The 11,443-nt window shown below is 45.0% G+C and carries 8 protein-coding genes and 3 tRNA genes; 7 read left to right on the top strand and 4 right to left on the bottom strand.

Translation table 11 applies throughout. The features are described 5' to 3' along the window. Positions 1-523: 523 nt before the first annotated feature. A complete protein-coding gene (gene pssA / locus L5L77_RS09400; protein ID WP_006085775.1) occupies positions 524-1,375 on the bottom strand; it encodes a CDP-diacylglycerol--serine O-phosphatidyltransferase in 852 nt (283 codons plus the stop codon). 94 nt (positions 1,376-1,469) lie between these two features. Here pssA and L5L77_RS09395 point away from each other — a divergent pair, with 94 nt between their 5' ends. Beyond that, positions 1,470-1,937: a DUF4124 domain-containing protein gene (locus L5L77_RS09395; protein WP_173246326.1), complete on the top strand. Its 468-nt coding sequence runs from the start codon at positions 1,470-1,472 to the stop codon at positions 1,935-1,937. Between the two features lie 277 nt (positions 1,938-2,214). On the opposite strand, the gene clpB is transcribed toward L5L77_RS09395, so the two are convergent. The 3 genes from clpB to rluD form a co-directional block, all read right to left on the bottom strand. Continuing rightward, positions 2,215-4,788: an ATP-dependent chaperone ClpB gene (gene clpB / locus L5L77_RS09390; RefSeq protein WP_263186842.1), complete on the bottom strand. Its 2,574-nt coding sequence runs from the start codon at positions 4,786-4,788 to the stop codon at positions 2,215-2,217. Positions 4,789-4,987: 199 nt separating this feature from the next. Then, positions 4,988-5,722, bottom strand: a complete 735-nt coding sequence (gene pgeF, locus L5L77_RS09385) for a peptidoglycan editing factor PgeF (protein WP_263186841.1) — start codon at positions 5,720-5,722, stop codon at positions 4,988-4,990. Continuing rightward, on the bottom strand, positions 5,723-6,697 hold the full coding sequence (rluD, locus tag L5L77_RS09380) for a 23S rRNA pseudouridine(1911/1915/1917) synthase RluD (RefSeq protein ID WP_105249966.1): 975 nt from the start codon (positions 6,695-6,697) through the stop codon (positions 5,723-5,725). It abuts the gene before it with no gap. 122 nt (positions 6,698-6,819) lie between these two features. Between rluD and L5L77_RS09375 the strand changes: the two genes are divergently transcribed. From L5L77_RS09375 to hmpA, 6 genes are all read left to right on the top strand, one after another. After that, the gene (locus L5L77_RS09375) at positions 6,820-7,581 is read left to right on the top strand and encodes an outer membrane protein assembly factor BamD (protein WP_105249967.1); all 762 of its coding nucleotides are present in this window, start codon (positions 6,820-6,822) and stop codon (positions 7,579-7,581) included. 228 nt (positions 7,582-7,809) lie between these two features. Beyond that, positions 7,810-7,885, top strand: a tRNA-Phe gene (locus L5L77_RS09370). Positions 7,886-7,939: 54 nt separating this feature from the next. Next, positions 7,940-8,026: transfer RNA gene (locus tag L5L77_RS09365), tRNA-Leu, on the top strand. Between the two features lie 68 nt (positions 8,027-8,094). After that, positions 8,095-8,181, top strand: a tRNA-Leu gene (locus L5L77_RS09360). Between the two features lie 165 nt (positions 8,182-8,346). Then, positions 8,347-9,972, top strand: a complete 1,626-nt coding sequence (locus L5L77_RS09355; RefSeq protein ID WP_263222619.1) for a methyl-accepting chemotaxis protein — start codon at positions 8,347-8,349, stop codon at positions 9,970-9,972. A 250-nt stretch (positions 9,973-10,222) separates the two neighbouring features. Beyond that, the gene (gene hmpA, locus L5L77_RS09350) at positions 10,223-11,416 is read left to right on the top strand and encodes an NO-inducible flavohemoprotein (protein ID WP_113939924.1); all 1,194 of its coding nucleotides are present in this window, start codon (positions 10,223-10,225) and stop codon (positions 11,414-11,416) included. Positions 11,417-11,443: the final 27 nt, after the last annotated feature.

Here is an 11,443-nt window from a genome sequence, read left to right as displayed (position 1 = left end):
TGTTTTATCTTGTTAAAGAGCAACTCAATATTCGTAAGAGAACTTGAGTACCACACTGAGCGCCGAACGCTTCCAGTTGGCTAGGGCTGCGTATTCTACGCATTTCCCGTTTCGCGTCAAGGAGTTTTTGCAAACTTTCTCAACACTCATCAATCAGTAAACTCATCGATGAACTGTCACATCAGGCTGCTTAACGCTGTCTGCCGTGTCAGTGGATGCGCATTATAGGCAGCAGAGGATTTTGTGCAAGGGCTTTTTTAACAATCTCCGCCAAGCGAATAAATAACCATCAAACTGCAGAAATATACTGCAACACTGAGCAATATCGCTGTTTGGGTTGATAAGTCTGGCAGAAAAAATCGCCTATTGCTGGGGTTTTAATAGATTGAATGGGCATAAACGGAAGTTGATAGCTATTTCTCGCTATATCTATCAGCAAACCTCTAAAAACGTTATGCCTAGTGTGATGCCTTACTCTTGTTTGCACCTAGCTAATGATAAGCAATGATCAAAAGCACGAGCCCTAAGGTTTATGCTCTTCTTGTTTCTCTTTCTCGAGATCTGTAACGACTTGAGTTTGTGCAGCAGCTTGGACTGAGGAGTTCGTCTCGACATTCGCTACCGTATCATCACCGACAATATGAGCGACTTTGAGTTTTCTCACGGTTCGAATCGTAATGATTGGGCCTGAAATCGCATATAAGTAGAAGCCGACACATAAGATCAATGCAGGTTGAACTGACACCACCACAAATACACCGACGACCAGTAAGATCACGATAAAGTTAACCTTGCCACGCCAGTCAATTTCTTTAAAGGAGTGATAGCGGAAATTGCTGACCATCAGTAAACCGGTTGCCGCAGTAACAAGGGCCGCAATCCAACTGATGTTTCTTCCATCGAGACTATATTGATTACCAAGCCAAATACTGCCGGCAATAACAGCTGCGGCTGCCGGGCTGGCGAGACCTTGAAAGTAACGCTTATCGGCGACGCCAACTTGCGTATTAAATCGAGCGAGCCTGAGTGCCGCACCTGCACAATAAATAAATGCCGCCAACCAACCAATTTTACCTAAGTCGGCTAATGCCCAATTGTAGGCGAGTAGTGCTGGTGCCATTCCGAAGGACACCATATCCGCCATACTGTCGTATTCGGCACCAAAATCACTTTGAGTATTAGTCAGTCTTGCCACTCGACCATCGAGACCATCACAGATCATGGCTATAAAAATGGCTATTGCAGCAGCTTCAAAGTTAGCATTCATGGAAGCAATCACAGCATAAAAGCCAGAAAACAATCCTGCTGTCGTAAAAAGATTAGGCAGTAAATAGATACCTTTATTCTTTACTGTTTGATTTGAAGAATTTTGCATACACTTATTACGCTAGTTCAGTGAAGAGAAGTTAGCTTTCAAGATAACATATTTTATTATCATGTCGATGAGAGACCAGTTAGGGATAATTTCGATGTTAAAAGTGAACATGTTCAGAACAATACTGTATCGATGGCTCTGGCTCAGCCTTTTCATTGGCCCCGTTTCTGCGGGCGTTATCTATACTTGGGTCGATGAAAATGGGGTGACACATTACAGCCAGCAAGCCCCACAACAAGAAAGCATCAAAACATCAAAACTCTACAGTGAAGATTTAGAGCAGGCGAAAGTCGGTTTTATCGCGCCGATAAAGAAAGTTGAGCCAACTTCTAAAGCCAATGAATTAGAAAAGTCAGCGGCACTGATTAAAGAAAAAGACGCCAAACAGGCTAACTCCATTTGTGAGAGTGCAAAACACAATTTAGAAATACTCACAACGCACACTAAGCTTATCCGCCAAACTTCCGATTCGGGTGAATCTGTCGCTATGACTGAGGAGGATCGCCAAGCCTCTATTGCCCAACAGCAGGAAAGAATCAAACTCTTCTGTGATAAGAAGTAGCCAAATTCACTATGCCACTACATTAATGAACAACGATTAAGCTGATGCAATAAAAAAGGAGCCGAGTTAAAAACTCGGCTCCTTTCGTTTTAGCGCGTGAAGCGGGAGCGATACTGACTAAGAAAGCGCTATCTCTTATTGCGAGATAGTTTATTTCAAGCTCGTTCATTCAAGAACGCTTATTGCAGTTCGCCTATTTCAACCTATCCAACTTCAAGCTTGCTGTTAACGTATCGCATTCAAAAAACACACTAAGTGACTAGCTACTGGTCACAGGTTATTGCTCGAACACTAACTCGCCACCCGCACAGCTGACCTTGATCGGTTTACCCGGTAACAAGTCGCCACGCAGTAATTTCTGCGCCAGCGGGTTTTCGACTTCTTGCTGCAATGCCCGTTTCAACGGTCTTGCACCATACACAGGATCGAAACCAATTTCCGCAATCAGTGATAATGCGTCGTCGGTGATCTCCAATGTATAGTCCTTTTCAGCCAAACGTTGGCGTAAGGAAGCAATTTGTATCGAAGCAATACGTTTGATATTGGCAGCATCCAATGGATGGAACACCACAGATTCATCGATACGGTTTAAGAACTCGGGTCTGAAACTGTGAGTGACGACATTCATTACCGCCGCTTTCATCTCTGCATAGGTCACTTGACCAAATCCTTCTTGGATAATGTCGGAGCCTAAGTTCGAGGTCATAATGATCACTGTATTTCTAAAATCGACAGTACGACCTTGACCATCGGTTAAGCGTCCATCATCAAGCACTTGCAGTAAAATGTTAAACACATCGGGATGCGCTTTCTCGACTTCGTCGAGCAATATCACCGAATAAGGTTTACGACGAACGGCTTCCGTTAAGTTACCGCCCTCTTCATAACCTACGTATCCTGGAGGCGCACCCACTAAACGCGATACTGAGTGTTTCTCCATAAACTCAGACATATCAATGCGCACTAAGGCCGATTCGGTATCAAATAAGAACCTCGCCAGTGATTTACAAAGCTCAGTTTTACCTACACCCGTTGGGCCTAAGAACAGGAACGAGCCAATCGGGCGATTTGGATCCGCCAGACCCGCGCGGCTACGACGAATCGCATTCGCGACCGCATCGACGGCTTCGTTTTGGCCGATCACTCGTTCATGCAGCGCCACTTCCATTTGCAGTAATTTTTCGCGCTCGCCTTCAAGCATTTTCGATACGGGTATTCCCGTCGCTTTCGACAATACTTCGGCGATTTCGAACTCAGTAACCTTGTTACGCAATAACGTCATGTCCTGCATTTCGGCTTGCGATGCCAAATCGAGCTGTTTTTCAAGCTCAGGAATACGACCGTATTGCAGCTCAGACATCCGAGTTAAATCACCCGCACGACGCGCTACTTCTAAGTCCATTCGAGCCTGTTCGAGATCGGCTTTTATGTGCTGAGTGCCCGCTAATGCGGCTTTTTCAGTACGCCAGATTTCGTTCAACTCTGAAGCTTTCGCTTCAACATCACGTAATTCCTCTTGCAGATGGTCAAGCCTGCGACGACTCGCCTCATCATTTTCTTTGGCTAACGCTTGCTCCTCCAGTTTGAGCTGGATAGCACGACGTTCGAGCCTGTCGAGTGACTCAGGTTTTGAGTCCATTTGCATACGGATACTCGATGCCGCTTCATCGATCAAATCGATCGCTTTATCGGGTAACTTACGGTCCGACACATAACGGTGCGACATGGTCGCTGCCGCCACAATCGCCGGATCGGTAATTTCCACATGGTGATGCAGCTCGTAACGTTCTTTCAGTCCACGCAAAATAGCAATGGTGTCTTCAACGCTTGGTTCATCCACCAACACTTTTTGGAAACGTCGTTCAAGCGCCGCATCTTTTTCAATATACTGACGATACTCATCGAGCGTTGTCGCACCCACACAGTGCAAGTCACCACGCGCTAACGCAGGTTTGAGCATGTTACCCGCATCCATTGCGCCTTCACCTTTACCGGCGCCGACCATAGTATGCAGCTCGTCGATGAAGAGGATCACTTGACCTTCTTCCTGTGATAACTCATTAAGTACCGCTTTTAAACGTTCTTCGAACTCACCGCGATATTTAGCGCCCGCAATCAATGAGCCCATATCGAGGGATAAAACGCGCTTATTTTTAATGCCCTCGGGGACTTCACCATTAACGATACGCTGGGCAAGTCCTTCAACAATCGCCGTTTTACCCACACCCGGTTCACCGATAAGGACGGGGTTATTTTTACTGCGACGTTGTAACACTTGGATCGTACGGCGAATTTCATCGTCACGGCCGATCACAGGATCTAACTTGCCTTGTTCGGCTCGCTCGGTGAGATCGATAGTAAACTTCTTCAACGCTTGGCGTTGATCTTCAGCGTTCGGATCATCCACTTTTTGGCCGCCGCGCATTTGTTCAATGGTTTGTTCCATCAACTCTTTGGTCGCGCCGGCTTTTTTCAACGCTTGTGCAAGAGCATCGGCACCTTCTAACGCAGCTAATACAAATAATTCGCTAGAGATATATTTATCTTTACGCTTTTGCGCCAATTTATCGCACAGATTTAATAAACGGATTAAACCTTGGGATAATTGTACATCGCCGCCAGTCCCTTCAACTTGAGGTAAGCGTTCCAGCTCTTGACTCAAGAGCGATCGCAGCGCACTCACTCGAATGCCAGCTTGGGTCAATAAGGGATGGATTGAACCTGAATCTTGGTTCAACAATGCCATCATCAAATGCAGCGGTTCAATAAACTGATGATCACGCCCAAGTGCGAGTGACTGGGCATCAGAGATGGCAAGCTGAAATTTATTGGTCATACGATCGAGTCGCATACAGCCTCCTAACACTCATATAGTAGAGATATGCCAATCCATAAGACATCTTGCCAATTTAGTGGCTTTAAAATCAGTACCGCTAATGGAGAGATCTAAATAGGATTGGTATTACATTTCGTTAGTTAAAAGATGGGGGCTATTTAGCCAAATTCAAGAGAATAACGCGCAAATAAATACAAACTGTAGGGGAATTGGCTTAAGACTTAAGCCAGATCAATGAAGCCATGCGTCCCGTCACCTTATCGCGACGATAAGAGAAGTAATCCGTGTCGCTGACTGTGCAGATATCTGCGCTATAAATATGGTTTATACCGAGTAAACTCAAGCGTAATTTAGCCAAGCCAATAATATCGGCAAGATACTTGTTACCACTTGGAATAAAACACGCTGCCGACTGCGGATGTAAAGTACAAAAGGCTTGCTGTACTTCAACACCGACTTCAAATTTTTGTGGACCAATAGCCGGACCGAGGTAGGCAATCAACTCATCCATAGGTGAACTAAACTGCGCCGCGGTGGCCTCAATCACGCCATCACATAAACCACGCCAACCGGCATGGGCTGCAGCCACTTCGGTTCCCGCTTGATTACACAACAACACAGGTAAACAATCGGCAGTCATTATAGCGCAAACTTGGCTAGCCGTTCGGCTGTAACTGGCATCGGCAATCTGTGTATCCACAGCAGGAGCTAAGCTCAGCGCATCTAAATTAAGCACATGAGTACCATGCACTTGCTCGAGCCAGACAGGCTCGGCGGTTAACGCTAATTGTTTGCAGAGTAATTCACGATTAGCCATCACCAGCTCAGGCGCATCACCGACGTGCAGTCCAAGATTCAAACTGTCATAGGGATGCACACTCACACCGCCATGACGATTTGTCATAGCGATGCCAACATTAGCGGGAACAGGCCAATCGTGATTAAACACTTACAAATACTCGATCGGATGCTCGACCGTGTCTTGACGCAGTGCTTTCGTCAAAATCACCATGTCTTCAGGAATTGGCGCGTGCCAGCTCATGATTTCACAACTCACAGGATGGGCTAATTCAAGACGCACAGCGTGCAGAGCTTGGCGCTTGAAGTTTTTCAGAATATCAAAAAACTCTGGGCTGGCCCATTTCGGCGGTTTTGGACGACCACCATACACAGGATCGCCCACTAATACGTGGCCTATGTATTCCATGTGCACACGAATTTGGTGAGTACGACCAGATTCAAGGCGCAATCTTAGACGAGTGTGATTACGGAATTTTTCCGCCACACGATAATGCGTCACAGCTGGTTTACCTGAGTGATGCACCGCCATATGAGTACGTTTCGTTGGATGACGACCAATCGGCTCATCCACAGTACCGCCACCTGTCATAGTCCCCATCACAATCGCTTCGTATTCACGAGTGATTTCACGGGCCTGCAAGGCGGCCACTAAATGGGTTTGCGCTTCAACGGTTTTGGCTACAACCATTAAACCTGTAGTATCCTTGTCCAGACGGTGCACAATACCAGCACGTGGTACATGCTCAATATCGGGACAATGGTGCAATAGTGCATTCATCAAAGTGCCATCGGCATTGCCAGCACCAGGGTGAACCACGAGTCCCGCTTGCTTATTGATCACAATAATGTCGTCATCTTCATAGACGATATCCAGATCAATGGCCTGTGCCGCTGCGTGAACTTCTTCTTCAAGAGTGGCATCTATGAGTATCTGTTGCAGCTCATAAACTTTCTCTCGGGGCTTATTAACGACAACGCCGTCAACATAAACTGCATCAGATAGGATCCATTCCTTGATGCGCGTGCGCGAGTAATCTGGGAACAACTCTGCTAGGGCCTGATCTAATCTCAGTCCAGTTTGTGTTGCCGAAATCTCGCTTTTTAGATTAATCTCTTGTGTCATAGGAACCGTATCCCCATTTAGGGGTCAAAAAATGTGTGCTATCTGTTACAATCGGATGTTTTCTATTTTATAGTGAAATGGAAAAATTCTTAACTACAACTTAAAAAGAATTGAATTCAAGTATGTATAAATTTTCCAAAGGCGTTACCTTAGTCCTATTTTCACTAGCGTTATCAGCCTGTAGCAGCAGCCCTGATGATAACGATATTGCCGCCAAAACGTCACCTGATGTACTTTATACTCAGGCAAGAACCTCTATGGAGCTTGGCAATTACTCTAAAGCTGTCCGTTCTTTGGAAGCGTTAGACTCACGCTTCCCCTTCGGACCTCACAAAACTCAAGTCCAGTTAGACCTGATATATGCTTACTATAAAATGGACGATGTCGCTTCTGGTATTGCGAACATAGACAGATTTATCCGTCTTAATCCAACTCATCCAGATGTAGACTATGTGTTCTATATGCGCGGTTTAGTGAACATGCAAGCCGACAATTACATGTTCCACGACATGCTTAATATCGACCGAACCGATCGTGACCCTAAAAATGCTCAAGATGCTTTCAAAGATTTTGATCGTCTTATCAAAACCTACCCTAACAGCAAATATGCCGCCGATGCGCAAAAACGCATGTTAGCGTTGAAGAATCGCTTAGCAAAATATTCAATTCAAGTTGCCGAGTATTATCTCAAGATGAATGCATGGAGCGCCGCAGCAATCCGAGCACAATCTGTAATGGAAACATACCCTGGCACCCCTTCAAATGAACGGGCATTAGAGATAATGATAGAAGCTTATGGCGAATTAGGTCAGAGCAAGCTGAAGCAAAACGTGCTCATGGTAATGCAAGCTAACTTCCCAAACAATGAAATCTTATCAAACTAACCGAGAATGCCCCTTTAATAGGGGCATTTTTTGCTTGGTGACCCTAGATAAGCCATAAATAGATAACGCTAAGTTCTCAGTGTGGATAGTGGTTTGGCTATTTTTACATCCTCAATACCAACACAAATGACACTTTCGTGTAAATCTTATCCAACTGAGTCACTTTTTCCGTTATTTAGTAAAAATCTATTGACTCAAAACCCGAAAAGCCTTTAAATTGCGCCCGTCGCCCGAATAGCTCAGTCGGTAGAGCAGAGGATTGAAAATCCTCGTGTCCCTGGTTCGATTCCGGGTTCGGGCACCATCTTTAAATGTGTTGCGATAGCGACTTATGTTAGAGAACTGCGATAGGTACAGTGCAGGTGTGGTGGAATTGGTAGACACGCCAGCTTCAGGTGCTGGTGCTCGCAAGGGCGTGGAGGTTCAAGTCCTCTCACCTGTACCAAATTGCAGTTCAAAAGTTAAGATTCACAGTGTTAAGATTGTCAATTCGATGAAATATCGAATAGCCATGCAGATGTGGTGGAATTGGTAGACACGCCAGCTTCAGGTGCTGGTGCTCGCAAGGGCGTGGAGGTTCAAGTCCTCTCATCTGTACCAACATTTAAACCTCGCCAAGCGAGGTTTTTTTGTATCTAAAGCAAAATAAATTTTCTGTAACTCTCCCCTCTTTCCTCAGATTTGCTATACCTATTGTTACAGACTCATCATAGGGATAGATAGAGTTCTGCCTAAAGGACTCTTTAGTTCACTGAGGCTATCCATATGAACGGTCTACAAATAAAACAAAAAATGTTTATCGGCATTCTGGTTCCCCTTGTAATGCTAATGACGATTGGCTTTCTCGCCATTAATATGATGGGTAAAATTGAATCGGGTGTTGAACGTATCTATGGCGATAGAGTTGTGCCACTAGACGATTTAAAAGTGATTGCTGATAAGTACGCGGTCGATGTTATCGATGCGGTCAATAAGGCGAACGCGGGTGGTTTCACCGCCTCTCAAGCAGCTGAAGCGCTAGACAGTGCCAAATCTACCATTACCCAGCATTGGCAAAAATACTTAGCCACTGAACTTACCTCAGAAGAATCCCGACTCGTAAAACAAGCCGAAGTACTGTTCTCACCCGCGAATCAACAGATTGACACTCTGGTCTCACGCTTAAGAGGATTAAATGGTGATGTATCAAGCCAATTATCGGCCAATATCTTGCCGCTTTACCAAGTAATAGACCCCATCAGTAACCAAATATCTGAACTGATTGCACTGCAAATTCGCGTGGCAGGCGAAGAAAAAGATCGTGTGAATGCCATTTACCAATCTTCAATCACTATTTTTGTAGCATTAGCCTGTGCCGCCATGATTATCAGTATTGTGATTGGGCTCTGGGTCAATCGCAGCGTGATGAATCCTATTAATGACATTTTCAGTAAACTGAAGCTGATCCATCAAGACTCAGATCTTACCGTCAAATTCACTACTTTTAATCACGATGAGCTAGGACAAATATCCACTAGCCTCACCCAAGTTATTGAACACTTGCGGGGCATTCTTCATTCGATTGCCGAAGCGGCAAATACCGTTAATAGTTCAGCAAATGAGTTAAGCAGCTTCACGCAGGCAACCAATAAACGTATGCAACAGCAGCAAGCTGAAACGGAGCAAACTGCAACGGCCATGAATGAGATGACGGCAACGGTCGCAGAAGTCGCCCAAAGCGCATCTGCAGCGGCAGATTCAGCCAAAGATGCCGATACCTATGCCGCCAATGGCAATAATATTGTGATGCAATCGATTAGCAGTATGTCGCAATTATCTGATCAAATTCAAAAAACGGCACAAGTCATTGGATTTCTGTCTAATGAAAGCCAAAATATCGGCCGTGTACTCGATGTGATAAAAAGCATTGCCGAGCAAACCAATCTATTGGCATTAAATGCCGCCATTGAAGCGGCCCGTGCGGGAGAACAAGGCCGCGGCTTTGCAGTCGTTGCGGATGAAGTACGGACCCTTGCGCAGCGCACCCAAAAGTCTACCCAAGAAATTGAGGCCATGATTGCCACACTACAACAAGGCGTTAAAGAAGCAGTTAACGCTATGGAAATTGGTATAAATCAAGTAGATGATGCTAATAATAAAGCCAATCAATCAGGCCAAGCATTGAAAGAAATCGTCTCCTCAGTAGACAGCATCACAGAACTTAATACTCATATTGCGACCGCTGCCGAAGAACAAAGTAGCGTTGCCGAAAGCATTAATCGCAGTATTATTGCCATCAGCGATATTGCCGAACATTCCACCGCATCGGCGGCTGAATTAAGTGAATCTGTGGTTAATTTAACTAAACTCGCCAACAGTATGCGCAATCAAGTGAGTGCATTTAAACTCTAAGTCAAAAAACCACACTATGACTGCAATAAGCTTTGCTGTTGCAGTTAACCTCCCCCATTACCTCTGTAATACATTGAAATAATATATTTATTTATCATTTCCCTATCTCATACCCGCTTTGATAAAGCACTTCAAATGACCTCAATCACGCTTATCGGTAGCACGAATTGCGATCATCACTATTGATCTAAATCAAATAGATCTTTAAACTTATTTAACATTCATAATATTTACATGTTAAGGATTTTCTATGTTGGACAGCCGTACAATCCAAGTTATCAAGAGCACTATCCCCTTACTCGAATCCGCAGGCCCTGCGCTGACGACCCATTTTTATGAACGTATGTTCAAACATAATCCTGAACTAAAAGATGTATTTAACTTGGCACACCAGCATTCTGGTGGCCAGCCTGTTGCCCTGTTCAACGCCGTCGCGGCTTATGCTAAAAATATTGAAAACTTAACGGTGCTAAGTTCGACTGTCGAGCGCATTGCCCAAAAACATACAGGCTTTCTGATCAAGCCTGAGCAATATGCGATCGTCGGCAGCCACTTATTGGCCACCCTTAAAGAGTTAGGCGGTGATGCAGTAACAGAAGAAGTATTAGAAGCTTGGGCCCAGGCCTATGGATTTTTAGCAGATATATTTATTCAACGAGAAGCTCAAATTTATCAGGAACATGCAGAACAAGATGGCGGTTGGGTGGGTGAGCGTCAGTTTATCATTAGCGCGAAAAAGACTGAGTCCACAGTCATTACCTCCTTCATATTGACGCCCGAAGATGGTAAGCCAGTTAAAGATTTCATTCCCGGCCAGTACTTAAGTTTGAAACTAAAACATCCCAATTTAGCATATGAAGAAATCCGCCAATATTCCCTATCCGATGCGCCGAATGGCAACAGTTACCGCATCAGTGTGAAACGTGAATTAGGTGGTCAAGTGTCTAATCTGCTACACGATACCATGCATATCGGTGACAAAATTGCAATTATGCCGCCGGCGGGAGATTTTATCTTAGAAGTCGAGGCGGACATCCCCGTAGTGCTCATTTCAGCAGGAGTGGGTCAAACACCGATGAAAAGCATGTTGAATCAATTGATCAAGTTGCAACATCCAAGTGCTATTACTTGGCTACATGCCTGTGAGCAAGGTGATGTACATGGTTTCAAACAGGCTATTCACACCAAGCGCCAGCAACATCATAATCTGAAGAGCCATGTTTGGTATCGCAAGCCGAGTTCAACCGATGTGGTAGGTACAGATTATGATTTTGAAGGACAAATGGAATTAAGCAAAGTCGCAGATCAACTGCTTCCCCATGCACGTTACTATTTCTGCGGGCCTATTGGATTCATGTCAGCCATCAAGCAACAATTACTCGTTCTGGGTGTATCAACTGAAAACATGCACTATGAAGTATTCGGCCCCCACGCCGATCTCTAATCCCATGTCACGGGCTTGGGACACTTG

Origin of the sequence: Shewanella sp. SM29 (assembly GCF_025654245.1) — a bacterium.
Classification (GTDB): domain Bacteria; phylum Pseudomonadota; class Gammaproteobacteria; order Enterobacterales; family Shewanellaceae; genus Shewanella; species Shewanella oncorhynchi.
This window is presented reverse-complemented; position numbering and strand designations above follow the sequence as displayed.

Bases quoted from the DNA above. Each gene is read 5' to 3' on its own strand.
- clpB (WP_263186842.1), bottom strand. From the start codon at position 4,788: ATGCGACTCGATCGTATGACCAATAAATTTCAGCTTGCCATCTCTGAT.
- L5L77_RS09375 (WP_105249967.1), top strand. From the start codon at position 6,820: ATGTATAAATTTTCCAAAGGCGTTACCTTAGTCCTATTTTCACTAGCG.
- hmpA (WP_113939924.1), top strand. From the start codon at position 10,223: ATGTTGGACAGCCGTACAATCCAAGTTATCAAGAGCACTATCCCCTTA.
- pssA (WP_006085775.1), bottom strand. From the start codon at position 1,375: ATGCAAAATTCTTCAAATCAAACAGTAAAGAATAAAGGTATCTATTTA.
- L5L77_RS09355 (WP_263222619.1), top strand. From the start codon at position 8,347: ATGAACGGTCTACAAATAAAACAAAAAATGTTTATCGGCATTCTGGTT.
- rluD (WP_105249966.1), bottom strand. From the start codon at position 6,697: ATGACACAAGAGATTAATCTAAAAAGCGAGATTTCGGCAACACAAACT.
- L5L77_RS09395 (WP_173246326.1), top strand. From the start codon at position 1,470: ATGTTAAAAGTGAACATGTTCAGAACAATACTGTATCGATGGCTCTGG.